General features: G+C 72.2%; 25 protein-coding genes. 19 read left to right on the top strand and 6 right to left on the bottom strand.

The window, feature by feature from the left end:
- Window positions 1–35 precede the first annotated feature (35 nt).
- From aroC to aroQ, 4 genes are read left to right on the top strand one after another with little or no spacing between them, the layout of a single operon-like run.
- Entirely contained in the window at window positions 36–1,220 is a 1,185-nt protein-coding gene (aroC, locus tag ELX43_RS09380; protein WP_206517984.1) for a chorismate synthase, read from the top strand.
- Window positions 1,217–1,771 carry a shikimate kinase gene (locus tag ELX43_RS09375; RefSeq protein ID WP_127783153.1) on the top strand — a complete coding sequence of 185 codons (555 nt, stop codon included), beginning with the start codon at window positions 1,217–1,219 and terminating at the stop codon, window positions 1,769–1,771. The genes aroC and ELX43_RS09375 overlap by 4 nt, the downstream gene beginning before the upstream one ends.
- Complete coding sequence (gene aroB / locus ELX43_RS09370) at window positions 1,768–2,877, top strand: 3-dehydroquinate synthase (protein ID WP_127783152.1); 1,110 nt, start codon at window positions 1,768–1,770, stop codon at window positions 2,875–2,877. The genes ELX43_RS09375 and aroB overlap by 4 nt, the downstream gene beginning before the upstream one ends.
- Window positions 2,874–3,368, top strand: coding sequence for a type II 3-dehydroquinate dehydratase (aroQ, locus tag ELX43_RS09365; RefSeq protein ID WP_127783151.1), 495 nt, complete (start codon window positions 2,874–2,876; stop codon window positions 3,366–3,368). The genes aroB and aroQ overlap by 4 nt, the downstream gene beginning before the upstream one ends.
- 35 nt (window positions 3,369–3,403) lie before the next feature.
- On the opposite strand, the gene ELX43_RS09360 is transcribed toward aroQ, so the two are convergent.
- The 5 genes from ELX43_RS09360 to ELX43_RS09345 form a co-directional block, all read right to left on the bottom strand.
- A complete protein-coding gene (locus ELX43_RS09360; protein WP_127783150.1) occupies window positions 3,404–5,485 on the bottom strand; it encodes a xanthine dehydrogenase family protein molybdopterin-binding subunit in 2,082 nt (693 codons plus the stop codon).
- Window positions 5,482–6,474 (bottom strand): xanthine dehydrogenase family protein subunit M, encoded by a 993-nt coding sequence (locus ELX43_RS09355; protein ID WP_127783149.1) that lies wholly within the window; start codon window positions 6,472–6,474, stop codon window positions 5,482–5,484. Before ELX43_RS09355 ends, ELX43_RS09360 begins: the two co-directional genes overlap by 4 nt.
- The gene (locus ELX43_RS09350) at window positions 6,471–6,971 is read right to left on the bottom strand and encodes a 2Fe-2S iron-sulfur cluster-binding protein (protein ID WP_127783148.1); all 501 of its coding nucleotides are present in this window, start codon (window positions 6,969–6,971) and stop codon (window positions 6,471–6,473) included. The genes ELX43_RS09355 and ELX43_RS09350 overlap by 4 nt, the downstream gene beginning before the upstream one ends.
- Before the next feature lie 112 nt (window positions 6,972–7,083).
- Complete coding sequence (locus tag ELX43_RS17615; protein WP_164860625.1) at window positions 7,084–7,227, bottom strand: hypothetical protein; 144 nt, start codon at window positions 7,225–7,227, stop codon at window positions 7,084–7,086.
- A gap of 160 nt (window positions 7,228–7,387) precedes the next feature.
- Window positions 7,388–7,837 (bottom strand): B-4DMT family transporter, encoded by a 450-nt coding sequence (locus tag ELX43_RS09345; protein WP_127783147.1) that lies wholly within the window; start codon window positions 7,835–7,837, stop codon window positions 7,388–7,390.
- 79 nt (window positions 7,838–7,916) lie between these two features.
- Here ELX43_RS09345 and ELX43_RS09340 point away from each other — a divergent pair, with 79 nt between their 5' ends.
- The 3 genes from ELX43_RS09340 (at window position 7,917) to nusB (ending at window position 10,374) form a co-directional block, all read left to right on the top strand.
- Complete coding sequence (locus tag ELX43_RS09340; RefSeq protein WP_127783146.1) at window positions 7,917–9,008, top strand: Xaa-Pro peptidase family protein; 1,092 nt, start codon at window positions 7,917–7,919, stop codon at window positions 9,006–9,008.
- Window positions 9,009–9,108: 100 nt separating this feature from the next.
- Window positions 9,109–9,672 carry an elongation factor P gene (gene efp, locus ELX43_RS09335; RefSeq protein ID WP_127783145.1) on the top strand — a complete coding sequence of 188 codons (564 nt, stop codon included), beginning with the start codon at window positions 9,109–9,111 and terminating at the stop codon, window positions 9,670–9,672.
- A gap of 69 nt (window positions 9,673–9,741) precedes the next feature.
- Window positions 9,742–10,374 carry a transcription antitermination factor NusB gene (gene nusB / locus ELX43_RS09330; RefSeq protein ID WP_127784789.1) on the top strand — a complete coding sequence of 211 codons (633 nt, stop codon included), beginning with the start codon at window positions 9,742–9,744 and terminating at the stop codon, window positions 10,372–10,374.
- A 70-nt stretch (window positions 10,375–10,444) separates the two neighbouring features.
- Here the strand turns inward: nusB and ELX43_RS09325 are convergent, their stop codons facing one another.
- Window positions 10,445–10,915: a helix-turn-helix transcriptional regulator gene (locus ELX43_RS09325; protein ID WP_127783144.1), complete on the bottom strand. Its 471-nt coding sequence runs from the start codon at window positions 10,913–10,915 to the stop codon at window positions 10,445–10,447.
- A gap of 160 nt (window positions 10,916–11,075) precedes the next feature.
- Between ELX43_RS09325 and pyrR the strand changes: the two genes are divergently transcribed.
- The 12 genes from pyrR to metK all read left to right on the top strand — a co-directional run bounded on the left by pyrR (window position 11,076) and on the right by metK (window position 23,777).
- The gene (gene pyrR, locus ELX43_RS09320) at window positions 11,076–11,690 is read left to right on the top strand and encodes a bifunctional pyr operon transcriptional regulator/uracil phosphoribosyltransferase PyrR (RefSeq protein ID WP_127783143.1); all 615 of its coding nucleotides are present in this window, start codon (window positions 11,076–11,078) and stop codon (window positions 11,688–11,690) included.
- Complete coding sequence (locus ELX43_RS09315) at window positions 11,687–12,673, top strand: aspartate carbamoyltransferase catalytic subunit (protein WP_127783142.1); 987 nt, start codon at window positions 11,687–11,689, stop codon at window positions 12,671–12,673. The genes pyrR and ELX43_RS09315 overlap by 4 nt, the downstream gene beginning before the upstream one ends.
- Window positions 12,670–13,986 (top strand): dihydroorotase, encoded by a 1,317-nt coding sequence (locus tag ELX43_RS09310; RefSeq protein WP_127783141.1) that lies wholly within the window; start codon window positions 12,670–12,672, stop codon window positions 13,984–13,986. Before ELX43_RS09315 ends, ELX43_RS09310 begins: the two co-directional genes overlap by 4 nt.
- Window positions 13,983–14,507: a transporter gene (locus ELX43_RS09305; protein WP_346773844.1), complete on the top strand. Its 525-nt coding sequence runs from the start codon at window positions 13,983–13,985 to the stop codon at window positions 14,505–14,507. Before ELX43_RS09310 ends, ELX43_RS09305 begins: the two co-directional genes overlap by 4 nt.
- Complete coding sequence (gene carA / locus ELX43_RS09300) at window positions 14,504–15,616, top strand: glutamine-hydrolyzing carbamoyl-phosphate synthase small subunit (protein ID WP_127783140.1); 1,113 nt, start codon at window positions 14,504–14,506, stop codon at window positions 15,614–15,616. Before ELX43_RS09305 ends, carA begins: the two co-directional genes overlap by 4 nt.
- Complete coding sequence (carB, locus tag ELX43_RS09295) at window positions 15,616–18,948, top strand: carbamoyl-phosphate synthase large subunit (protein ID WP_127783139.1); 3,333 nt, start codon at window positions 15,616–15,618, stop codon at window positions 18,946–18,948. Before carA ends, carB begins: the two co-directional genes overlap by 1 nt.
- Window positions 18,945–19,784 (top strand): orotidine-5'-phosphate decarboxylase, encoded by an 840-nt coding sequence (gene pyrF, locus ELX43_RS09290; protein WP_127783138.1) that lies wholly within the window; start codon window positions 18,945–18,947, stop codon window positions 19,782–19,784. The genes carB and pyrF overlap by 4 nt, the downstream gene beginning before the upstream one ends.
- Window positions 19,785–19,964: 180 nt before the next feature.
- Window positions 19,965–20,282 carry an integration host factor, actinobacterial type gene (gene mihF / locus ELX43_RS09285; protein WP_127783137.1) on the top strand — a complete coding sequence of 106 codons (318 nt, stop codon included), beginning with the start codon at window positions 19,965–19,967 and terminating at the stop codon, window positions 20,280–20,282.
- Between the two features lie 35 nt (window positions 20,283–20,317).
- Window positions 20,318–20,968, top strand: a complete 651-nt coding sequence (gmk, locus tag ELX43_RS09280; protein WP_241249894.1) for a guanylate kinase — start codon at window positions 20,318–20,320, stop codon at window positions 20,966–20,968.
- The gene (gene rpoZ / locus ELX43_RS09275) at window positions 20,965–21,252 is read left to right on the top strand and encodes a DNA-directed RNA polymerase subunit omega (RefSeq protein WP_127783135.1); all 288 of its coding nucleotides are present in this window, start codon (window positions 20,965–20,967) and stop codon (window positions 21,250–21,252) included. The genes gmk and rpoZ overlap by 4 nt, the downstream gene beginning before the upstream one ends.
- Complete coding sequence (gene coaBC / locus ELX43_RS09270; RefSeq protein ID WP_127783134.1) at window positions 21,249–22,505, top strand: bifunctional phosphopantothenoylcysteine decarboxylase/phosphopantothenate--cysteine ligase CoaBC; 1,257 nt, start codon at window positions 21,249–21,251, stop codon at window positions 22,503–22,505. The genes rpoZ and coaBC overlap by 4 nt, the downstream gene beginning before the upstream one ends.
- A 57-nt stretch (window positions 22,506–22,562) precedes the next feature.
- Window positions 22,563–23,777 carry a methionine adenosyltransferase gene (gene metK, locus ELX43_RS09265; RefSeq protein ID WP_127783133.1) on the top strand — a complete coding sequence of 405 codons (1,215 nt, stop codon included), beginning with the start codon at window positions 22,563–22,565 and terminating at the stop codon, window positions 23,775–23,777.
- Window positions 23,778–23,894: the final 117 nt, after the last annotated feature.

Raw genomic sequence — 23,894 nt, 5'->3', positions numbered from 1 at the left:
GCGCGGTGCGCGGGCGCCGGTAGCCGCATGGGAAGATGGCTGCCGTGCTGCGCTGGATCACTGCCGGAGAGTCCCACGGACCTGCCCTGGTCGCCGTCCTCGAGGGGATGGTCGCCGGGGTCGAGGTCACCACCAACGACATCGCCGGGGAGCTGGCTCGTCGCCGCCTCGGCCACGGGCGGGGCGCCCGGATGAAGTTCGAGGCCGACGCCGTGGACATCCTCGGCGGGGTGCGTCACGGCGTCAGCATGGGCGGGCCCATCGCCATCCGGGTGAACAACACCGAGTGGCCCAAGTGGGAGACCGTCATGTCGGCGGACCCGGTGGACCCCGACGTGCTGGCCAGCCAGGCCCGCAACGCCCCGCTCACCCGTCCGCGGCCCGGCCACGCCGACTACGCCGGCATGCTCAAGTACGGCTTCGACGACGCCCGTCCGGTCCTGGAGCGCGCCAGCGCCCGGGAGACCGCGGCGCGGGTGGCGCTGGGCACCGTGGCCAAGGCGCTGCTGCAGCAGGTGCTCGGCGTGCACGTGCTCTCCCACGTCACCGCCCTGGGCTCGGTGGACGCCCCCGAGGGGCTGGTTCCGGGTCCGGACGACCTCGCCGCCATCGACGCCAGCCCGGTGCGGGTGTTCGACCCCGCCGCCTCCGAGGCCATGGTGGCCGAGGTCGACCTGGCCAAGAAGGAGGGCGACACCCTCGGGGGCATCGTCGAGGTGGTCGTGCACGGCCTGCCCATCGGCCTCGGCTCCTACGTGGCCGGCGACCGTCGCCTGGACGCCCGGCTCGCCGAGGCGCTGATGGGCATCCAGGCCATCAAGGGGGTGGAGGTCGGCGACGGCTTCGCCACCGCCCGCCGCCGCGGCAGCCTGGCCCACGACGAGATGCGGCCCGGCCCCGACGGCGTGCTGCGCTCCACCAACCGCGCCGGCGGCATCGAGGGCGGCATGACCAACGGTGAGCCGCTGCGGGTCAAGGCCGCCATGAAGCCCATCTCCACCGTTCCCCGCGCGCTGGCCACGGTGGACATGTCCACCGGCGAGGAGGCCGTCGCCATCAACCAGCGCTCCGACGTCTGCGCGGTGCCCGCCGCCGGCGTGGTGGCCGAGGCCATGGTGGCGCTGGTGCTGGCCCAGGCCACCCTGGAGAAGTTCGGTGGCGACACCGTGCGTGAGACCACCCGCAACGTCACCAGCTACCTGCAGGACATCGCCAGGTGAGTCCGGTCGTCGTCCTGGTCGGCCCGCCAGGAGCCGGCAAGACCACCGTCGCCCGCCGGGTGGCGCAGGCGCTGGCGGTGCCGGTGCACGACACCGACCACGCGGTCGAGGCCGCCGCCGGGCGGTCGATCTCCGACATCTTCACCGACAGCGGCGAGGAGGCCTTCCGCGCGCTGGAGGAGGCGGCCGTCGCTGCGGCGCTGCAGGAGCAGACCGGGGTGGTGGCCCTCGGCGGGGGAGCGGTGCTGTCCGCGGCCACCCGCGCCCGGCTCGCCGGGCACCCCGTGGTGTTCCTCAACGTCGGCCTGGCCGAGGGTGTGCGCCGCGCCGGCCTGGCCAGCAACCGGCCGCTGCTGGCCGGCATCAACCCGCGCGCCACCTTCAAGGCCCTGCTCGACGCTCGGCTGCCGCTGTACCGGGAGGTGGCCACCGTGGAGGTGTCCACCGACAGCCGCGACGTCGCCGACGTCGTGGCCGAGGTGCTCGACACCGTGGGCGCGCCGCCCGGCCCGAGCCCCAGCACCACCGACACGGGAGACCAGCAGGCATGAGCGAACCCACCCGCATCCGGGTCAACGCCGAGAACCCCTACGACGTGATCGTGGGCCGCGGCCTGCTCGGGGAGCTGACCCAGGAGCTGCGCGGGACCACCACCGCGGCGATCATCCACCAGCCGTCGCTGATCGCCACCGCCGAGGCGATCCGCGAGGCCCTCGCCGAGGTGGGGGTGGACGCCCACCGGGTGGAGATCCCCGACGCCGAGGACGGCAAGGACCTGGCCGTGGCCGGCTTCTGCTGGGACGTGCTCGGCCGCATCGGGCTGACCCGCCGGGACGCGGTGATCTCCCTGGGCGGGGGCGCGGCCACCGACCTGGCCGGCTTCGTCGCCGCCACCTGGATGCGCGGGGTGCGGGTGTTCCACGTGCCCACCACGCTGCTGGCCATGGTGGACGCCGCGGTGGGCGGCAAGACCGGGATCAACACCGAGGCCGGCAAGAACCTGGTGGGGGCCTTCCACGAGCCGGCTGCCGTGCTGGTGGACCTGACCACCCTGGAGACGTTGCCGCGCAACGAGATCATCTCCGGCATGGCTGAGATCATCAAGGGCGGCTTCATCGCCGACCCGACCATCCTGGACCTCATCGAGGCCGACCCCGAGGCCGCGCTGGACCCCGCCCAGGACGTGCTGGGCGAGCTGGTGCGTCGCAAGATCCAGGTGAAGGCCGACATCGTCTCCGCCGACCTGCGCGAGTCCGACCTGCGGGAGGTGCTCAACTACGGCCACACCCTGGGGCACGCCATCGAGCGGCGCGAGCGCTACCGCTGGCGCCACGGTGCCGCGGTGGCGGTGGGCCTGGTCTTCGCCGCCGAGCTGGCCCGCCTGGCCGGACGCCTGGACGACGCCACCGCCGACCGGCACGCCTCGGTGCTCGCCTCGGTGGGGCTGCCCACCACCTACGACCCGGACGCGCTGGGCCAGCTGATGGAGGGCATGCGCACCGACAAGAAGAACCGTTCCGGGCTGCTGCGCTTCGTGGTGCTCGACGGGCTCGCCCGACCCGGCCGGCTCGAGGGTCCCGACCCCGCGCTGCTGGCGGCGGCATACTCCGTGGTGGCGCGCGAGGAGCGCCCCAAGAGCGGAGGTGTGCTGCTGTGAAGGTGCAGGTGCTCAACGGGCCCAACCTCGGACGACTGGGCAAGCGCCAGCCCGAGGTGTACGGCGCCACCACGCACGACGAGCTGGCCGCGCTGTGCGTGCGCACCGGCGACTCGCTGGGGCTGCAGGTGCAGGTGCGCCAGACCGACCACGAGGGCGAGATGCTCGGCTGGGTGCACGCCGCCGCCGACGCCGGTGACGCCGTGGTGCTCAACGCAGGGGCATGGACGCACACCTCGGTGGCGCTGCGCGACGCCTGCGCCGAGCTCCGTGGTCCGCTGGTGGAGGTGCACATCAGCAACGTGCACACCCGCGAGGACTTCCGCCACCACTCCTACCTGAGCGCGGTGGCCACCGGCAGCATCGTGGGCCTCGGCATCACCGGCTACGTGCTGGCGCTGCAGTACGTGGCCACCGTCACCGGGGCGCCCGGGGTGGCTCCGGTGGAACCACCCGCGGACGCCTCCGGCGAGGAGACCGCGCCGACCTGAGTGGGCCCACCTGGGCGGGCCCGCCTGGGCGTGCGCTACTCCAGCAGCTTGTCCGCGGTGACGGGCAGGTCGCGCACCCGGGTGCCGGTGGCGTGGTGGACCGCGCTGACGATGGCCGACGCGGTGCCCACGATGCCGATCTCGCCCACCCCACGGGTGCCCATCGGGTTGGCGTGCGGGTCGTGCTCGTCCAACCAGCTCACGTCGATGTCCGCGACGTCGCCGTGGGCGGCGATGTGGTACTCGGCGAAGTCGTGGTTGACCACGTGGCCGAACCGCGGGTCGGTGATGCTCTGCTCGTGCAGGGCCATCGACAGGCCCATGGTCATGCCGCCGATCAGCTGGGACCGCACGGTGCGGGGGTTGACCACCCGGCCCACGGAGAACACCCCCACCATCCGCGGCACCCGCACCTCGCCGGTGTCGGCGTGCACGCGCACCTCCACCAGCTGGGCGCCGAAGCTGTGGATCGCCGTCTCCAGCGGCCCGGGCAGCTCGGGCATCACGGCCTCGCTGTGCACCCCGTCCTCCGGGTGCTCGCCGTGGTCGTGGCGGAACAGCTCAGCCGCGGCGGTGATGGCGGTGCCCCAGGAGGTGGTGCCGGAGGAGCCACCCGCGACGGTGGCCATCGGCAGCGCGCTGTCCCCGATCTGCAGGTCCACCGCGTCCAGCGGGCAGCGCAGCGCGTCAGCGGCGATCTGGGCGAGCGCCGTCCACGCGCCGGTGCCGATGTCCACGGCGCCGATCTGCACCGAGTAGCGGCCGGCGGCGTAGGAGATCTTGGCGTGGGAGCCGGGCATCACGTTGTGCGGGTACGTCGACGCCGAGACGCCCAGCCCCACCCACCAGCCGTCCTCCAGCCGCGCCCGGGGCTGCGGGGCGCGGTCGGACCAGCCGATGCGCCGGGCGCCCTCGTAGAGGCACTCGAGCAGGCGTCGCTGCGACCACGGCTTTCCGGTCTCCGGATCGACCTCGGGCTCGTTGCGCACCCGCAGCTCGATGGGGTCCAGCCCGCACGCTGCCGCCAGCTCGTCCATCGCGGCCTCGGTGGCGTACATGCCCGGGCACTCGCCGGGAGCACGCATCCAGGACGGCACCGCCACGTCCAGCGCCGCCACCCGGTGGCTGGTGCGTCGGTTGGCGCAGGCGTACATCATCCGGGCCGGCACCGCGGTCTGCTCGGCGAACTCCTTGACCGTGGAGGACTGCTCGAGGACCTCGTGCACGATGGCGGTGAGGTGTCCGTCGGCGTCGGCGCCGTAGCGCACCCGCTGGATGGTGGGGGTGCGGTAGCCGACCACGGTGAACATCTCCTGGCGGGTCAGCGCCATCTTCACGGCCCGCCCGGGCGTGACCTGGGCACCCATGGCCGCCAGCACGTTGTGCGGGTGCGGCATGCCCTTGGAGCCGAAGCCTCCGCCCACGTTGAGTGCGACCACCCGCAGCTGCTCCGGGTCGAGGCCCAGGATCGGGGCGAGCGTGGTGCGGACGGTGTGCACGCCCTGGGTGGAGTCGAACAGGGTGAGCACCTGCCCGTTCCAGAGTGCCACCGTGGTGTGCGGCTCCATCGGGTTGTTGTGCTCGGTGGGGGTGGAGTAGGTGGCGTCCACGGTGACCGCGGCCTCGCGCAGCGCAGACTCCACGTCTCCGCTGTCGGTGTCGGTCTCGAAGCCGCCGTTGACCGACTCCGGGGTGTAGAAGTCGTCGCGGTCGGCGTGCAGCACGGTGTCGTGCGGCTGCTGGTGGTACGTCAGGTGCACCAGGCTCGCCGCGTGCCGGGCGACCTCGGGGGTCTCGGCGATCACCGCACCCACCAGCTGCCCCCGGTAGGCGATGTCGGCGGTCTGCAGCACCGCCAGCTCGGCGTCGCTGGTGTCGGCCAGCCGGGGGGCGTTGAGGTGGGTGAGCACGGTGAGCACGCCCGGCAGCGCCTCGGCCTGCGAGGTGTCCACGGCGGTGATGCGGCCGCGGGCGATGGTGGAGTGCAGCGGGTGCAGGTGCACGGGGTGCTCGACGGGGTGCTCGTAGGCGTAGGTGGCGCTGCCGGTGACCTTGGCGACGCCGTCCACCCGCGGCTGGTCGGTGCCGATGGCGTGGGGCTGCACGGGCGCGGTCATCGCTGCTCCTCGGTGGGGGTGAGCTCGCGCAGCACGGACACGAGGGTGTTGCGGACCATGGGGATCTTGAAGGCGTTCTCGCCCTGCGGCACCGCGTCGGCCAGCTCGGCCTCCGCGGCACGCCGGTAGCTGTCCTCGGTGGCCGGTGCGCCCCGCAGGAGCTCCTCGGCGCGGCTGGCCCGCCACGGCTTGTGGGCCACTCCGCCCAGCGCGATGCGTGCGCGGGTGACGGTGCCGTCGGTGACCTCCAGGGTGGCCGCGACAGAGACCAGCGCGAACGCGAACGAGGCGCGGTCACGGACCTTGCGGTAGGCCGACCGTGAGGCGCCGGTGGGGGAGAGGTGCACCGCGGTGATCAGCTCGCCGTGGGCGAGCACGGTGTCGCGCTCGGGGTGCGCACCGGGCAGGCGGTGCAGCTCGGTCACCGGGACGTGGCGCTCTCCGTCGGGCCCGACCACCACGACCGTGGCATCCAGGGCCGCCAGCGCCACCGCCATGTCCGAGGGGTGCACGGCGATGCACTCCGGCGAGGAGCCGAGGATGGCGTGGTAGCGGGTGTAGCCACCGATGGCCGAGCAGCCGGAGCCGGGCTCGCGCTTGTTGCACGGGGTGGTGACGTCCTGGAAGTACACGCACCGGGTGCGCTGCAGCAGGTTGCCGCCGGTGGTGGCCAGGTTGCGCAGCTGCCCGGAGGCGCCGGCGAGCAGGGCCTGGGACAGCGCCGGGTAGTGCGCGCGGATCACCGGGTGGGCGGCCAGGTCGCTGTTGCGGACGTTGGTGCCGACGTGGACGCTGCCGTCGGGCTGCACGTCCACGGCGTTCAGCGGCAGGCGGCTGATGTCGACGAGCAGCGTCGGGTTGTCCACGCCGAGCTTCATCCGGTCGACGAGGTTGGTGCCGCCACCGAGGAAGGCGGCGTCCGCACGGGCTGCGACGGTGGCCACCGCGCTGGCGGCGTCGTCGGCGCGCTGGTAGTCGAAGGGGATCACGAGGCGGCCTGCCGGATGGCGGCGACGATGTTGACGTAGGCGCCGCAGCGACAGAGGTTCCCGCTCATGCGCTCCCGAATCTCCGCGTCGGTCAGCTCGACGGGCCCGTCGTCCTCGGTGACGTGCGAGGGGTGGCCGGCCTTGGCCTCGTCCAGCATCCCCACCGCGGAGCAGATCTGACCGGGAGTGCAGTAGCCACACTGAAAGCCGTCCTGGTCCTGGAAGGCCTGCTGCATGGTGTGCAGCTCGCCGTCGGCGGCCAGGCCCTCGGCGGTGGTGATCTCCGCGCCGTCGTTGGCGACGGCGAAGGTGAGGCAGGTGGTGGCCCGGCGGCCGTCGAGCAGCACGGTGCAGGAGCCGCACTGGCCGTGGTCGCAGCCCTTCTTGGGGGAGGTGACACCCAGGTGGTCACGGAGGGCGTCGAGGACCGTGGTCCGGTTGTCGACGGTGAGCGTGCGCTCGTGCCCGTCGACGTGCAGGGTGATATCCGATTCCATGGGTCTGACGCTAGCGACACCACTACCCTCCGTGCCCAGCGAAGCGTGGGCGAGCGAGGTGGCCAGGGCGAATGAGTCCACCCTCGTTCGAACCAGCGGCGCTCAGTGCTGCCTATCGCCGCCGGATCCCCACGAGCACCAGCACGACACCGGTCAGGGCAACGAGGTAGGCGACCAGCTGGATCAGCCCGGCCAGAAAGTTTGGGCCACCCCACTTCGCCGGAAACGCCTGTCCTGCCACGACGTTCAGGGTCACCGCAAGCACGGCAACAGCCACGAGGACAGCGCCCCAGCGTGTCTCTGCAGGCACTGTCGACTTCCCCTCGACGGACGGCGTGGCGCGTGCTGCGCGACCGTAGCAACGCTTGGCGCGCAACGGGGACCAACGCGCACGGTGCAGCTCGCCGGTGCGGCCGCTACTGGTCGGCGGTGGCGGTCCTGCCCAGCGACCTGCCGCGGGCGAGGCGCCCGAGCACCAGGCCGACGGTGGCGGGCAGGTAGATGAGCAGCGCGGTGAACGCACCGCCACCGATGATGGAGCCCAGCAGCTCCGAGGCGCCCATCTTGTCGATGAAGACCGCCTGCACGGCCCAGCTGAGCAGGCCCGCGACCGGTCCGGCCGCCAGGGCTGCCTTGAGCCAGCCCAGGTTCAGCGTCGAGCGCTCGTCGGGGTCGTCGTCCAGGGCGTCGTCGCGCAGCGAGTCGAGCCCCGCCCACACCAGCGGCGGGACCACCAGCACCACGAAGGCCGCCGCTCGCTGCAGGGCTCCGGACGTCGGCCACTCCACCGCGGCCAGACCGAGCGCGGCAGCGACAGTCACGTGCAGCACCACCATCACCGCTGCTCGCGTCAGCCACTGCCTCACAGGTGCAGGGTAACGGGCCCCTCACCGGCTCGCGCGGTACGTGCGGGCCCGCCCGAGGCGGGTCGCTACCGTGGTGAGCATGACGAGCAACCACAGCCAGCGGCGCGCGGCGCTGCGCACGCTGCTCCGCGCCGACGGTTGTGACGCCCTGCTGGTCACTGACCTGCTGAATGTCCGGTACCTCACCGGCTTCACCGGCTCGGCGGGTGCGCTGCTGGTGAGCGCGACCGACGAGGAGCGCACCGTCTTCTGCACCGACGGCCGCTACCGCAGCCAGTCCGCCCAGCAGGTGCCCGACCTCCGTCGCGACATCGACCCGCCGTGCGCCCAGCACCTCGGCCGGCTGGCGGCGACGACCGGAGTGGGCACGCTCGGCTTCGAGAGCCACGTGCTGACGGTGGACCTGCACGCCGAGGTGGCGGCCGCCGCCGAGGGTGTGCAGCTGGTCCGCGCGCCGGGGCTGGTGGAGCAGCTGCGGCTGGTCAAGGACGAGGGCGAGCTCGAGCTGCTGCGCGCGGCCTGCCGAGCTGGTGACCGCGCGCTGGCCGAGCTGTTGGCGGACGGGGGAGTGCGGGTGGGCCGCACCGAGGTGGAGGTGGCCAGGGACCTCGAGCAGCGGATGCGCGACGCGGGCGCGGACGGTCCCTCCTTCGAGACGATCGTCGCTGCTGGCGCCAGCTCCGCCGTGCCCCACCACCGACCCACCGCCAACGTGCTGGCGCCCGGAGACTTCGTCAAGATCGACTTCGGTGCCCTGGTGGGCGGCTACCACTCGGACATGACCCGCACCATGGTGCTGGGCGAGCCGGCTGCCTGGCAGCGGGAGATCTACGACCTGGTGCACACCGCCCAGGCCGCGGGGTGCGAGGCCGTGCGCGTCGGCGCTGAGGCCGCCGCCGTGGACGCCGCGGCCCGCAGCATCATCGTCGACGCCGGCTACGGCGAGTACTTCTCCCACGGGCTCGGGCACGGCGTCGGGCTGGAGATCCACGAAGCGCCGGGAATCGGTCCCCGCAGCACCGGTATGCTTCCCGCTGGCGCGGCAGTCACGGTCGAACCCGGCGTGTACCTGCAAGGACGCGGCGGCGTCCGCATCGAGGACACTCTCGTGGTCACCGGCGCCATGCCGGAGCTGCTGACGATGACGACCAAGGAGCTCCTCGTGGTCTGAGCCGCCCCGTGGTCGGTGTCGGCCCAGCGGGGGCGAGACCGACAGCGCAGCCACCAGGCGGCGCAGTGCGAGCAGCGAGAAGACAGAGAGGCAAGGGCACGTGGCATCCACGAGCGACTTCAAGAACGGGCTGGTCCTGAAGATCGATGGCCAGCTGTGGACCATCACCGACTTCCAGCACGTGAAGCCGGGCAAGGGGCCGGCCTTCGTCCGTTCCACCCTGAAGAACGTGCTGACCGGCAAGGTCAACGACAAGACGTTCAACGCCGGCGTGAAGGTCGAGACCGCCACGGTCGACCGGCGCGACATGACGTACCTCTACCGCGACGGTGAGGACTACGTGTTCATGGACTCCCAGGACTACGAGCAGCACTACCTGCCCGCAGCCATCGTCGGCGACAACGCCAACTTCATGCTGGAGAACATGACCGTGCAGATCGCCTTCAACGAGGGCGTCCCGCTGTACGTGGAGCTGCCCGTCGCGGTCGAGCTCGTGGTGCAGCACACCGACCCGGGCCTGCAGGGTGACCGCTCCACTGGTGGCACCAAGCCGGCCACGCTGGAGACCGGCTACGAGATCGCGGTGCCGCTGTTCATCAACACCGGCGACAAGCTCAAGGTCGACACCCGCGACAGCCGCTACCTGGGACGAGTGAACTCCTGAGTGGTTTACGCGCACGAGAACGACCCGCGGCACGACGAGCACGTCGAGCCGCCTGCTGAGCACGAGCTGCTGGAGCACGCCGCACCCGCACCGGGTGCGGCGCCCCAGCGGGAGCGCAAGCCCGGCGGTGCCCGCCGCAAGGCGCGCAAGCGGGCCGTGGACTTCCTGTTCGAGGCCGAGGCCCGTGACGTGGACCCGGTCGGCATCGCCATCGAGCGACGCCGGATGGCCAAGGACGACCAGAGCGTCCCGGCCGTGAACGACTACACGCTGAGCCTGGTCAGCGGCGTGGCCCGCAACCTCGACCGCATCGACGAGGTGGTGTCCTCCCACCTGCAGGGGTGGACGCTGAACCGGCTGCCCGCGGTGGACCGGGCAGTGCTCCGGGTGGCGGTGTGGGAGCTGTTCCACGCCAGCGACGTCCCGCCCGTGGTGGCGGTGGACGAGGCGGTGGAGCTGGCCAAGCAGCTCTCCACCGACGACTCGCCGACGTTCATCAACGGGGTGCTCGGCCAGGTGGTGCTGGTGGCGCCGCAGGTGCGGGCTGCCGCGGCGGCGGTCTCCAGCCGGGCCACGGAGCCGGCGGCGACAGAAGCCACGGAGCCGGCGGCGACAGAAGCCACCGAGCCGGCGGCGACAGAAGGTACCGAGCCGGCGAGCGCAGAGCTCAGCTCGGAGCGGGACGACTCACCGCGGGACTGACCTGCTGCGGTGTGCTCCGAGGGCCGGGCTCCCAGCAGCGCTGGGAGCCCGCCTCGGACCGATCAGCAGGTCAGGCGACGCCTGGTGCCAGCACGCCCCACGAGACGAGCCGGCCGACCAGCTCGTCGGTGGGGATCGTGTACAGCTCGGCGAGCGCGTCGAGGTCGGCCGAACGGATCTGCAACAACGTCTCGTGCGCCCCCCGACGCTGGGCGATGTCGGCGATGTAGCGGGAGAGCACCTCGGTGTCGCTCTCCGGAACCTCGTGCAGGCGCTCGAGGTTGAGCACGATGGGCGCCGCGACGCCGTCAGCGGCACCGAAGTCGTCCGGCGGGAGCAGCTCGCTCATCGGCACGCCGTAGAAGCGGGCCAGCTCGGCCAGCTTGTTCACGGTGACCGCACGGTCACCGCGCTCGTAGGAGCCGACGACGACCGCCTTCCAGCGGCCCCGCGACTTCTCCTCCACCCGCTGGAGGGACAAGCCCTCCCGCTGGCGAACATCACGAAGACGCGCCCCCAGGGCTTTCGCGTACTCGGCCATCTCTCCCCCTCCTAGCATGAGTCCCCGCACGGGCCGTCAGCGCGACGTCACTCGATGCGGCTGGCATCAATCTAACTGATTGGAGGCGACTGGTAACCTACGGAGAAATGTTCGACATCCTTTAACAACCTGTCCAGTGAGGCAGGCAAGGAGGTCCTGGATGCCACAGGCACCCGGGGCGAACGGATCGCAGGGGCGTACCGACGTCATCGAGCGTGAGCTGCTCAGCTCCGCCGACGTCGCGCGCACCGTGGCCCGCATCGCCCACCAGCTGATCGAGAAGACTGCTCTGGATGCACCGGACGCACCACGCGTCGTGCTCCTCGGCATCCCCACCCGTGGCGGCACCCTCGCCGCGCGCCTCGCCGACCGGGTGGCCGAGTTCTCCGGGATCCGCCCCGACCTGGGGACCCTGGACACCACCCTCTACCGCGACGACCTGCGTCGTCAGCCCTCCCGTGCACTGGGGGAGACCTCCGTCCCGCCCGGCGGCGTGGACGACGCGCTGGTGGTCCTGGTGGACGACGTGCTGTTCTCCGGCCGCACCGTGCGCGCCGCCCTGGACGCGCTGCGTGACCTGGGTCGTCCCCGGGCCGTCCAGCTGGCGGTCCTGGTGGACCGCGGCCACCGGGAGCTGCCCGTGCGGGCGGACTACGTGGGCAAGAACGTGCCCACCTCCCGCAGCGAGGGAGTGGCGGTGCTGCTCACCGAGCACGACGGCCGGGACGCCGTGCTGCTGCGCACGCCAGGCGGAGGCGCGGTGGCCGGCGCATGAGGCACCTGCTCTCCGCAGCCGACCTCTCCGCCGATGCCGCCACTGCCCTCCTCGACGACGCCGAGGCCTTCGAGCAGGCGCTGCTGGGTCGGGAGGTCCGCAAGCTGCCCACCCTGCGCGGGCGCACCGTGATGACGGTCTTCTTCGAGGACTCCACCCGCACCCGGGTGTCCTTCGAGGTGGCCGGCAAGTGGATGAGCGCGGACGTGGTCAACGTCAGCGCCAAGGGCTCCTCGGCCTCCAAGGGTGAGTCGCTGCGCGACACCGCGCTCACCCTGCGCGCGGCCGGTGCCGACTGCCTGGTGGTGCGCCACTCCGCCTCCGGCGCCGCGCACCGCATCGCGGCCTGGACCGCCGACGGTGCCGGGCCCGACGCCGCGGGCCCCGCCGTGGTCAACGCCGGCGACGGCACCCACGAGCACCCCACCCAGGCGCTGCTGGACGCCCTCACCCTGCGCCAGCGCCTCGGCGGGCTGGCCGGGCGGCGCGTCGCCATCGTCGGCGACGTGCTGCACAGCCGGGTGGCTCGCAGCAACGTCAGCCTGCTCAGCACGCTGGGCGCGGAGGTGGTGGTGGTCGCTCCGCCGACGCTGCTGCCCCCCGGGGTGGCGCACTGGGGCGGGCCCGACGCCGCGGTGACGGTGTCGCACCACCTCGATGCCGAGCTGCCCGCGGCCGACGCGGTCCTCATGCTGCGGGTGCAGGCCGAGCGCATGCAGGGCGGGTACCTGCCCTCCACCCGGGAGTACGCGGTGCGCTACGGCCTCTCCGAGCGCCGGGCGGCGCTGCTGGCCGAGCACGCCGTGGTGCTGCACCCCGGCCCGATGAACCGCGGCATGGAGATCGCCTCGTCGGTGGCCGACTCACCGCGTGCCGCCGTGCTGAACCAGGTGCGCAACGGCGTCCACGTGCGCATGGCGGTGCTCTACCAGCTGCTCGCCGGCGACAGCCGCACCGGATCAGACCAGGGAGTCAACGAATGAGCGTGCTCATCACGGGAGCGCGGCCCTACGCGGAGGGTGCGCCCACCGACCTGCTGCTGCGCGACGGCGTCATCGCCGAGATGGGCAGCGGCCTGGCCGCGACGCTCACCGAGGCCGACGACGTCGAGGTGATCGACGGCGCCGGCCTGGTGGTGCTGCCCGGGCTGGTGGACCTGCACACGCACCTGCGCGAGCCCGGCCGGGAGGACACCGAGACCATCGCCACCGGCTCCGCGGCGGCCGCCCTCGGGGGGTTCACCGCAGTGTTCGCGATGGCCAACACCGACCCGGTCGCCGACTCGGTGGTGGTCACCGAGCACGTCCGCACCCTCGGCCGCCGCGCCGGGCTGGTGGACGTGCACCCGGTGGGTGCGGTCACCGCGGGCCTGCGCGGGGAGCAGCTCGCCGAGCTGGGCACCATGGCCGCCGCCGGGGTGCTGGTGTTCTCCGACGACGGCCACTGCGTGTCCGACCCGCTGGTGATGCGTCGCGCCCTGGAGTACTCCAGCTCGCTGGACGTGCTCGTGGCCCAGCACGCCGAGGAGCCGCGGCTGACCGGCTTCGGCACGCCAGGCGGCGCGCAGGCCCACGAGGGCCCCACCGCCGCTCGGCTGGGCCTGGCCGGCTGGCCCCGCGCCGCGGAGGAGTCCATCGTGGCCCGCGACTGCCTGCTGGCCCGGGACGCCGGTGCCCGGCTGCACGTGTGCCACGTCTCCACCGAGGGCACGGCCAGCATCCTGCGCTGGGCCAAGGACGCCGGCATCCGGGTCAGCGCCGAGGTCACCCCGCACCACCTGCTGCTGGACGACTCCCGGCTGGCGACCTACGACCCGGTGAACAAGGTGAATCCGCCGCTGCGCGAGCCGGCCGACCTCGCGGCGCTGCGGCAGGCGCTGGCCGACGGCACCATCGACTGCGTGGCCACCGACCACGCCCCGCACGCCCCGCAGGACAAGGACTGCGAGTTCTCCGCCGCCCGCCCGGGCATGCTGGGTCTGCAGACCGCGCTGTCGGTGGTGGTGCTCACCATGGTGCGCACCGGCCTGCTGGACTGGCGCGGTGTCGCCCGGGTGATGAGCGAGCGTCCCGCCGAGATCGCCGGGCTGGGCGACCAGGGCCGGCCGCTGGAGGTGGGTGAGCCCGCCACCCTGGTGCTGGTCGATCCCGAGGCGGAGTGGACGGTGCGCGGCGCTGAGCTGGCCAGCATCGCGGGGAACACCCCGTACGAGGGAATGACCCTGCCTGGGAAGATCGTTACCACAGTGCTGCGCGGACGGGTCACCGCGCACGAGGGAAAGGTCCGTGCCGCGTGAGAATTCTGCTGACCCTGCTGACCATCGCCGTGCTGGTGCTGGCGGTGTGGGCCATGTACCGGGGCTGGACCAGGCGTGCCCAGCGCCAGGCCGAGGGGCTGCGTGGCTGGCCGGCGCCGCCGGCGGAGGTGGGTCCGGCCCTGCTGGGCCCCACCACCGGCTTCTACATCGGCACCACCATGGCGGGAAACTGGCAGGACCGGGTGACGGTGGGCGACATCGGCCACCGCGCCACCGCCGAGCTGAGCCTGCACGAGGCCGGCGTGCTGCTCGCCCGCCAGGGCTGCAGCGACCTGTGGGTGCCCCGCAACGCCCTGGTCGAGGTGCGCACGGACAACAAGCTCGCCGGCAAGGTGATGACCAGGGACGGCCTGCTGGTGCTGCGCTGGCGGGTGGCGTCAGAAGAGGTCGACAGCGGGTTTCGCGCCGACGACAAGACGACTTACCCCGAGTGGCTGCACGCCCTGGCCCACGAGGCCAGCTCGGGTTCGGATCAGGACAAGAATGGAGACATCGCGTGAGCGAGGCAGTGCTGGTGCTCGAGGACGGCCGGACCTTCCGGGGCGAGGCGTTCGGCGCCACGGGCGCCACTTTTGGTGAAGCGGTCTTCTCCACCGGGATGACCGGCTACCAGGAGACGCTCACCGACCCCAGCTACCACCGCCAGATCGTGGTGGCCACGGCGCCGCAGATCGGCAACACCGGCTGGAACGACGAGGACGACGAGGCCACGCGCATCTGGGTGGCCGGCTACGCGGTGCGTGACCCCTCCCGCACCTCGTCCAGCTGGCGCGCCAACCGCACCCTGCCCGAGGAGCTGGTCAAGCAGGGCGTGGTGGGCATCGCCGGCATCGACACCCGCGCGGTGGTGCGCCACCTGCGCGAGCGCGGTGCCATGCGGGCCGGGATCTTCTCCGGCGACGCGCTGGCCGACCACGACGCGCTGGTCGACCAGGTGCGCGAGCAGCCCAGCATGGTGGGCGCTGACCTCGCCGGGGAGGTGACCACCGCCGAGCCCTACGTGGTCTCCGCGCAGGGCGACAAGCGCTTCACCGTCGCCGCGCTCGACCTGGGCATCAAGTCCAACACCCCGCGGATGCTCGCTGCGCGCGGCGTGGAGGTGCACGTGCTGCCCAGCACCGCGACGCTGGAGGACATCCTCGCCGTCAGCCCGGACGGGGTGTTCCTCTCCAACGGGCCCGGCGACCCGGCCACCGCCGACGACGTGGTGGCCCTGACGCAGAAGGTGCTGGAGCGCGAGGTGCCGCTGTTCGGCATCTGCTTCGGCAACCAGATCCTCGGCCGCGCCCTGGGCCGGGACACCTACAAGATGCGCTACGGCCACCGCGGGATGAACATCCCGGTCGTGGAGCACGCCACCGGCCGGGTGGCCATCACCGCGCAGAACCACGGCTTCGCCCTGGCGGGGGAGGCGGGGGAGGAGTTCGACACTCCCTACGGCCGCGCCGTGATCAGCCACACCTGCCCCAACGACGACACCGTGGAGGGCGTCGCCCTGCTCGACGGCCCCGCCTTCTCGGTGCAGTACCACCCCGAGGCGGCGGCCGGCCCACACGACGCCGCCTACCTCTTCGACCGCTTCACCGACCTCATGGAAGGCGCGCACTGATGCCGCGGCGCACAGATCTCGACCACGTTCTCGTCATCGGCTCCGGCCCCATCGTCATCGGGCAGGCCTGCGAGTTCGACTACTCCGGCACCCAGGCCTGCCGCGTGCTGCGCGAGGAGGGCATCCGGGTCAGCCTGGTCAACTCCAACCCCGCGACGATCATGACCGACCCGGAGTACGCCGACGCCACCTACGTCGAGCCGATCACCGCGGAGTTCGTGGAGAAGGTGATCGCGGCGGAGCAGGCCAAGGGCACGCCGATCGACGCCGTGCTGGCCACCCTGGGTGGGCAGACCGCGCTGAACTGCGCGATGGACCTGCACTTCGCCGGCGTGCTGGAGAAGTACGACGTGGAGCTCATCGGCGCCGACATCGAGGCCATCCAGCGGGGTGAGGACCGGCAGAAGTTCAAGGACATCGTGGCCAAGGTGGGCGGCGAGTCGGCCCGCTCCGCGGTGTGCCACACCATGGCGGAGGTCCACGAGACCGTCGCCGAGCTCGGTCTGCCGGTGGTCGTGCGCCCCAGCTTCACCATGGGTGGGCTCGGCTCCGGCATGGCCTACACCACCGAGGACCTCGAGCGCATCGCCGGCGGCGGGCTCGCCGCCTCGCCCACGGCCAACGTTCTCATCGAGGAGTCCATCCTCGGGTGGAAGGAATTCGAGCTGGAGCTGATGCGCGACAGCCGCGACAACGTGGTGATCGTCTGCTCCATCGAGAACGTCGACCCGATGGGCGTGCACACCGGTGACTCCGTCACCGTGGCGCCGGCGATGACTCTCACCGACCGCGAGTACCAGAAGATGCGCGACCTGGGCATCGCCATCCTGCGCGAGGTCGGCGTGGACACCGGCGGCTGCAACATCCAGTTCGCCGTCGACCCCGCCGACGGCCGCCTCGTGGTCATCGAGATGAACCCACGGGTCTCTCGCTCCAGCGCCCTGGCGTCCAAGGCCACCGGCTTCCCCATCGCCAAGATCGCCGCCAAGCTGGCCATCGGCTACACCCTGGACGAGATCGTCAACGACATCACCGGCGAGACCCCGGCGAGCTTCGAGCCCACCCTGGACTACGTGGTGGTCAAGGCGCCGCGGTTCGCGTTCGAGAAGTTCCCCGGCGCCGACCCCACGCTGACCACGACCATGAAGTCCGTGGGCGAGGCCATGAGCATCGGCCGCAACTTCTCCGAGGCGCTGGGCAAGGTGCTGCGCTCGCTGGAGACCAAGCGGCACAGCTTCTGGACCGGGCCGGACCCGGCCGAGGCCGACCTGGAGAGCACCCTCACCCGGCTGCGCACCCCCACCGAGGGGCGCATCTACGACGTGGAGCTGGCGCTGCGCCAGGGCGGCACGGTGGCCGAGGTCGCCGCGGCCTCCGGCATCGACCCGTGGTTCGTGGACGAGGTGCTGGGCCTGGTCGAGCTGCGCGCGGAGCTGCTGGAGGCGGAGGTGCTGGACGCCACCCTGCTGCGCAAGGCCAAGCGGTCCGGGCTCTCCGACCGCCAGCTCGCGGCCCTGCGCCCGGAGCTGGCCGGCGAGGACGGCGTGCGCACCCTGCGTCACCGGATGGGCATCCGGCCGGTGTACAAGACGGTGGACACCTGCGCCGCCGAGTTCCGCGCCTCCACGCCGTACCACTACAGCGCCTACGAGTCCGACCCCTTCGCGGAGAGCGAGGTGGAGCCGCAGACCGAGCGGGAGAAGGTGCTCATCCTGGGCTCCGGGCCCAACCGCATCGGCCAGGGCATCGAGTTCGACTACTCCTGCGTGCACGCCGCACAGGCGCTGTCGGCCGCCGGGTACGAGACGGTGATGGTCAACTGCAACCCGGAGACCGTCTCCACCGACTACGACACCGCCGACCGGCTGTACTTCGAGCCGCTCACCTTCGAGGACGTCATGGAGGTGTTCCACGCCGAGCAGCTCTCCGGCACGGTCGCCGGCGTCATCGTCCAGCTCGGTGGCCAGACGCCGCTGAGCCTGGCCGAGCGGCTCACCCAGGCCGGCGTCCCGGTGGTGGGCACCAGCGCCGCCGCCATCGACCTGGCCGAGGACCGCGGTGAGTTCGGCGAGGTGCTGACCCGGGCCGGGCTGCCCGCGCCCAAGTACGGCACCGCCACCAGCTTCGTGCAGGCCAAGAAGATCGCCGACGAGATCGGCTACCCGGTGCTGGTGCGCCCCTCCTACGTGCTCGGTGGGCGCGGCATGGAGATCGTCTACGACGAGGCGGCGCTGTCGGACTACATCTCCCGCGCCACCGAGATCACCCCGGAGCACCCGGTGCTGGTCGACCGCTTCCTGGACGACGCCATCGAGATCGACGTGGACGCGCTGTGCGACGGCACCGAGGTGTACCTCGCCGGCGTGATGGAGCACATCGAGGAGGCCGGCATCCACTCCGGTGACTCCGCCTGTGCGCTGCCGCCGATCACCCTGGGCCGCACCGACGTGGATGCCGTGCGGCGCTCCACCGAGGCGCTGGCCCACGGCATCGGGGTGCGGGGGCTGATGAACGTGCAGTACGCGCTCAAGGACGACACGCTCTATGTGCTGGAGGCCAACCCGCGGGCCAGCCGCACCGTGCCCTTCGTCTCCAAGGCGACTGCGGTGCAGCTGGCCAAGGCCGCGGCGCGGATCATGATGGGCGCCACCATCGCCGAGCTTCGCGACGAGGGCATGCTGCCGCAGACCGGTGACGGCGGCTCCGTGCCGATGGACGCCCCGGTGTCGGTGAAGGAGGCGGTGCTGCCGTTCAACCGGTTCCGCAACCCCGACGGCAGCGGCATCGACAACCTGCTCAGCCCGGAGATGAAGTCCACCGGCGAGGTGATGGGCATCGACGTCGACTTCGGTCGCGCGTTCGCCAAGAGCCAGGCCGCCGCCTACGGCTCGCTGCCGGTCGCGGGCACCGTGTTCGTCTCGGTGGCCAACCGGGACAAGCGGTCCATGGTGTTCCCGGTCAAGCGCCTGGCCGACCTGGGCTTCGAGGTGCTGGCCACCGAGGGCACCGCCGAGATGCTGCGTCGCAACGGCATCCTCTGCACCGAGGTGCGCAAGCACACGGAGAACGGCAAGCAGCTGGACGGGCCGACCATCGTCACCCGGATCCTGGCCGGCGAGGTGGACATGGTGGTCAACACCCCCTACGGCAACTCCGGGCCCCGGGTGGACGGCTACGAGATTCGCAGCGCCGCGGTGAAGATGGGCATCCCGTGCATCACCACCGTGCAGGGCGCTGCGGCCGCCGTGCAGGGCGTGGAGGCCGTCATCCGCGGCGACATCGGGGTGCGACCCCTGCAGGACCTGCACAAGGCGCTGCGGGCCGGCCGGTGAGCGCAGTCCGGCTCCCGTTCGGCCACCGGCTGGCTGAGGCCGTGGCCGAGCGGGGCCGGCTCTGCGTGGGCATCGACCCGCACCCGGCCCTGCTGCAGGCCTGGGGGCTGGACGACAACGCCCTGGGCCTGGCCCGCTTCGCCGACACCTGCGTGCGGGCGCTGGCGGGCGAGGTGGCCGTGCTCAAGCCACAGGTGGCCTTCTTCGAGGCGCACGGCTCCGCGGGGGTGCGGGTGCTGGAGGACACCATCGCGGCCGCCCACGCCGCCGGGGCACTGGTGCTGCTCGACGTCAAGCGGGGTGACATCGGCTCCACCATGGCCGCCTACGCCCGGGCCTACCTGGGGGAGGGCTCGTCGCTGGCGGCCGACGCGGTGACGCTCTCGCCCTACCTGGGCACCGGCTCGCTGGAGCCGGCCCTGCAGCTGGCCGAGGCCACCGGGCGGGGCGTGTTCGTGCTCGCGCGGACGTCCAACCCGGAGGGTGCGCCGGTGCAGCTGGCCACCGCACCCGACGGTGGCACCGTGGCGCAGCACGTGGTGGACGCCGCGGCGGCACGCAACGCCGGGAGCGCACCGGGCTCGGTGGGGGTGGTCGTGGGGGCCACCCGGGACCACGGGCTGGCGCTGGGCGGGCTGAACGGGCCGGTGCTGGCGCCGGGCCTGGGTGCCCAGGGGGCCACCGCGGCAGACCTGGCGGCGATCTTCGCCGGCGTCGCAGAGCTGGTGCTGCCCAGCACTTCTCGGGACGTCCTGGGGCGCGGGCCGGACGTCGCAGCCCTGCGCGGCGCCGCCGCCAGGACCCGCGACGAGGTGGCCGCCGCGCTGCCTTCCTGACGCGGCTGCCACTACCGAGAGTGGTGGCAGAAAGACACGCTGCGTAACCGCCTCTACAGCGTGACCGGGGAGTCCTTGTCGCGGGGGCGGGTAAGAACAAGTGTGGCGACGTCGGTACGGTCGTCGCTGCTGCTGGCACACCAGCAGCTTCCCGAGAACAAACACAAGACGGAGGAACCCGTGGCCCTTCCCCAGCTGACGGATGAGCAGCGAGCGGCTGCTTTGGAGAAGGCAGCTGTGGCCCGCCGCGTCCGGGCTGAGCTCAAGGAGCGCCTCAAGCGAGGTGGCACCGACCTCAAGCAGGTCCTCCAGGACGCCGACGAGAACGAGATCCTGGGCAAGATGAAGGTCTCCGCACTGCTGGAGGCCCTGCCCAAGGTGGGCAAGGTCAAGGCTGCCGAGCTCATGACCGAGCTGGACATCGCCCCCACCCGCCGCCTGCGCGGACTGGGTGACCGGCAGCGCAAGGCGCTGCTCGCGAAGTTCGACCAGGCCTGAGCGCGATCGTGGCTGACTCGGCGAGGGGCCGGCTGGTGGTACTGGCCGGCCCCTCTGCCGTGGGCAAGACCAGCGTCGTCCGACTGCTGCGTGCCGACGTCCCTGACCTCTTCTTCAGCGTCTCGGCGACCACCCGGGCTCCCCGCCCTGGCGAGGTTGACGGGCGCGACTACCGCTTCGTGTCGCCGGCGGAGTTCGACCGCATGGTGGCCGACGGCGACCTGCTCGAGTGGGCGGAGATCCACCGCGGCCTGCACCGCTCCGGCACCCCGGCAGCACCGGTTCGCGAGGCCCTGGAGCACGGCAGGCCCGCGCTGGTGGAGGTGGACCTCGCCGGCGCCCGCGCCATCCGGGAGTCCATGCCCGAGGCCGTCCTGGTCTTCCTGGCGCCCCCCAGCTGGGAGGTGCTGGTGGGCCGGCTCACCGGCCGCGGCACCGAGCCCGAGGACGTGATCGCCCGCCGCCTGGAGACCGCCCGCGAGGAGCTGGCCGCTCAGGGCGAGTTCGATCACGTCGTCGTCAACGACAACGTCCAGCACGCTGCGGCGGAGTTGGTATCCTTGTTGGTCGGCCCGTCCGGTCAGGATGACGCGCGAGCCGAGAACGACCTCGACCAGCACCCGGACCGGCCCGAACAGGTCCGACCAGCTCCACCCCACGACACAAGCCCAGGAGCCATTGAGTGAGCAACCCCCAGACCGAGTCCAGCCCCGCACCGGCGTACGACACGCCCCTGGGAATCACCAACCCGCCCATCGACGAGCTGCTCGCCCGCACCTCGTCGAAGTACGCCCTGGTGATCTACGCGGCCAAGCGGGCTCGCCAGATCAACGACTACTACTCCCAGCTCGGTGACGGGATGCTGGAGTACGTCGGCCCGCTGGTGGAGCCCGGCGCGCAGGAGAAGCCGCTCTCCATCGCCATGCGCGAGATCCACGCCGACCTGCTCGAGCACACCGAAGGCGAGTGAGCGACAGCCGCACGCCCGCCGACCGCCCAGCAGTGGTGCTCGGCGTCGGCGGGGGTATTGCGGCCTACAAGGCCTGCGAGCTGCTGCGTCGGCTCACCGAGAGCGGCAACCGGGTCCGGGTGATCCCGACCGAGGCCGCGCTGCAGTTCGTCGGTGCGGCCACCTTCGAGGCGCTGTCCGGCCAGCCGGTGCGCACCGGGGTGTTCACCGACGTCCCGGAGGTGCCGCACGTGCGGCTGGGCCAGGAGGCCGAGCTGGTGGTGGTCGCGCCCGCCACCGCCGACCTGATGGCGCGGCTGGCCCACGGCCGGGCGGACGACCTGCTGACCGCGACCCTGCTCACCGCGCGCTGTCCGGTCCTGCTGGCCCCGGCCATGCACACCGAGATGTGGGAGCACCCCGCCACCGTGCACAACGTGGCGCTGCTGCGCGCCCGCGGCGTGGTGGTGCTGGAGCCCGCCTCCGGTCGCCTGACCGGTGCCGACACCGGTGCCGGCCGGATGCCCGAGGCCGCCGAGATCGCCGCGGTGGCCGCGCTGCTGCTGGAGCGCGGCGACGCCCTGCCCCGTGACCTCACCGGCCGCCACGTGGTGGTCTCCGCCGGGGGCACCCGTGAGCCGCTGGACCCCGTGCGCTTCCTCGGCAACCGCAGCTCGGGCAAGCAGGGCTACGCCCTCGCCCGGCTCGCCGTGCAGCGCGGGGCCCGCGTCACCCTGGTGGCCGGCAACACCGCCGGGCTGGTCGCTCCCGCCGCGGTGCAGGTGGTGGACGTGGTGACCGCCGAGCAGATGCGCGCGGCGATGCACGCCAGCTCCGCCGACGCCGACGTGGTGGTGATGGCTGCGGCCGTCGCCGACTTCCGCCCCACCACCGTGGCCACCAGCAAGATCAAGAAGGGCGCCGACGAGCCCGACACCATCGCGCTGACCCGCAACGCCGACATCCTGCGCGAGCTGGTGCAGGCCCGTGAGGAGGGCCGGGTGCCGCGCGAGCAGGTCATCGTCGGCTTCGCCGCGGAGACCGGTGACGCGCACGGCGACGTGCTGCACCACGCCAGGGCCAAGCTCGGGCGCAAGGGCTGCGACCTGCTCGTGGTCAACGCCGTCGGCGACGGCAAGGCGTTCGAGGTGGACAGCAACGACGGGTGGCTGCTGGCCTCCGACGGCACCGAGCGGGTGCTGGAGCCGGGGTCGAAGGCGTTGCTGGCCAGCCGAGTCCTCGACGTCGTGGCCGACTTGCTCAAGCCGGCCTGACCCACCCCGGCTAGGCTCGCCCCCCGAGTTGCTGACCAACCCCCGAGAGGACACCTCGTGACCCAGTCCGGCCGCCGTCTGTTCACCAGCGAGTCAGTCACCGAGGGGCACCCAGACAAGATCTGTGACGCCATCAGTGACTCGATCCTGGACGCGATGCTGGCTGAGGACCCCCGCAGCCGGGTGGCCGTGGAGACGATGGTGACCACCGGTCAGGTGCACGTCGCCGGCGAGGTGACCACCAACTCCTACGTGCCGATCGCCGACATCGTGCGCAACCGCATCCTGGACATCGGCTACGACTCCTCCACCAAGGGCTTCGACGGCGAGTCCTGCGGGGTGAGCATCTCCATCGGCCAGCAGAGCCCGGAGATCGCCCAGGGCGTGGACACCGCCTACGAGGCGCGGGTGGAGGGCGACGCCGAGGACGAGATCGACCGCCAGGGCGCCGGCGACCAGGGCCTGATGTTCGGCTACGCCTGCCAGGACACCCCCGAGCTGATGCCGCTGCCGATCGCCATGGCGCACCGGCTGGCACGTCGGCTCACCGAGGTGCGCAAGGAGGGCCTGCTGCCCTACCTGCGCCCGGACGGCAAGACCCAGGTGACCATCGAGTACGCCGGCGACCAGCCCGTCCGCCTGGACACCGTGGTGCTGTCCACCCAGCACGCCGCGGACGTGAGCATCGAGGGCCTGCTCACCCCGGACGTGCAGGAGAAGGTGGTCGAGGCCGTGGTGGCCGAGATGGACCTGCCCGGCCTGGACACTTCCTCCTACCGGCTGCTGGTCAACCCCACCGGTCGCTTCGTGCTCGGTGGCCCCATGGGTGACGCCGGCCTGACCGGCCGCAAGATCATCGTGGACACCTACGGCGGCATGGCCCGCCACGGTGGTGGTGCCTTCTCCGGCAAGGACCCGTCCAAGGTGGACCGCTCGGCGGCCTACGCCATGCGCTGGGTGGCCAAGAACGCCATCGCCGCCGGGCTGGCCCAGCGCATCGAGGTGCAGGTGGCCTACGCCATCGGCAAGGCGAAGCCGGTGGGCCTGTTCGTGGAGACCTTCGGCACCGAGAACGGCGACCCGGCCAAGATCCAGCAGGCCATCTCCGAGGTGTTCGACCTGCGCCCGGGCGCGATCATCCGTGACCTGGACCTGATGCGTCCCATCTACGCGCCCACCGCGGCCTACGGGCACTTCGGCCGCACCGACGTGGACCTGCCCTGGGAGCGCACCGACCGCGCCGACGCCCTGCGCGCACTGGCGGGATTCTGACCGACACGCTCCTACCGACGCTCCCGTGGCGGCTCTTGGGTGATCTGCAAGCACCACCCAGAGCCGCCACCGGCGTCTGCAACCGCTACCAAGCAGGCCGCCCCGGCCCTGACGTGA

The organism is Rhodococcus sp. X156 (genome assembly GCF_004006015.1).
GTDB lineage: Bacteria > Actinomycetota > Actinomycetes > Mycobacteriales > Mycobacteriaceae > X156.
This window is presented reverse-complemented; position numbering and strand designations above follow the sequence as displayed.